General features: G+C 44.4%; 3 pseudogenes. All 3 read left to right on the forward strand.

Going from position 1 to position 1233, the window contains the following annotated elements:
* A pseudogene (locus CIK04_RS28075) lies at positions 1-304 on the forward strand (UMP kinase); the annotation flags it as partial.
* A 91-nt stretch (positions 305-395) separates the two neighbouring features.
* Positions 396-954, forward strand: a pseudogene (gene frr / locus CIK04_RS28080) (ribosome recycling factor).
* Positions 955-1050: 96 nt separating this feature from the next.
* A pseudogene (locus CIK04_RS28085) lies at positions 1051-1233 on the forward strand (undecaprenyl diphosphate synthase family protein); the annotation flags it as partial.

A 1233-nucleotide genomic window follows, 5' to 3' on the forward strand; every position in this document is an offset into this window, starting at 1 on the left:
ATTCTTCACTACGGATTCTGCTGCTTGCCTACGTGGTATTGAGATTGAAGCGGATGTCGTTCTAAAAGCGACTAAAGTGGATGGCGTATTTACTGCTGACCCGGTAGCCAACCCAGACGCAGAGCTGTATGATAAGCTTTCTTACACCGATGTTCTTGAAAAAGAACTGAAGTGATGGAATTTGGCAGCATTTACATTGGCACGTGACCACAAAATGCCAATCCGCGTATTTAATATGAACAAGCCGGGTGCTTTGCGCCGCGTGGTGATGGGTGAAGCTGAAGGTACGCTAATTACCGCCTAAGCTGTTAATATGCCATTGCAGATAAAGCAATGGCGTAAACGAACCCCGAACAAGCTTTCTAGTAGAAAGACGACATTTTTAAGGTGAAACCGTGATTAACGATATTAAAAAAGACGCGCAAGAGCGCATGGAAAAAAGTGATTGAAGCGCTTAAAAACAGCCTGTCTAAAGTTCGTACTGGTCGTGCGCACCCAAGTCTGCTGTCTGGTATCTCTGTAGATTACTACGGCGCAGCAACGCCGTTAACTCAAGTGGCGAACGTAATTGCGGAAGATGCGCGTACACTGGCTATCACTGTTTTTGATAAAGAGCTAACTCAGAAAGTTGAAAAGCGATCATGATGATCTGACCTTGGTCTAAACCCAATGTCTGCAGGCACTGTATTCGCTGTCCTCTTCCACCGCTAACAGAAGAACGTCGTAAAGACCTAGTTAAAATCGTTCGTGGTGAAGCTGAAGGTGGTCGTGTCGCAGTTCGTAACATCCGTCGCGACGCAAACAGCGATCTTAAAGCGCTACTGAAAGAAAAAAGAAATTTCAGAAGATGAAGATCGTAAAGCGCAAGACGAAATTCAAAAACTTACTGATGCTGCAGTGAAGAAGATCGACGACGTTCTTGCGGCAAAAGAAAAAGAGTTGATGGAAGTTTAATATTTCCATTCACATCACTGTTGGAAAACGCTGTGTTCGCAGCACAGCGTTTTTTTGTGTTACTCTATCCAACTGATGGAACTCAGTTAACTCTTTATGCAAAATTCTCAACTCTTCACCGAATCTCTTCCTAAGCATATTGCCATTATTATGGACGGCAATGGTCGCTGGGCTAATCTAAGGGTCAACCTCGCGTCTTCGGACATAAAAAAGGGTAGCGCCGTTCGTAAAACCATCGCAGCTGCATCGAAACTGAATAATCCAAGCCATTACGTTGTT

This window comes from Vibrio sp. 03_296 (assembly GCF_002265885.1).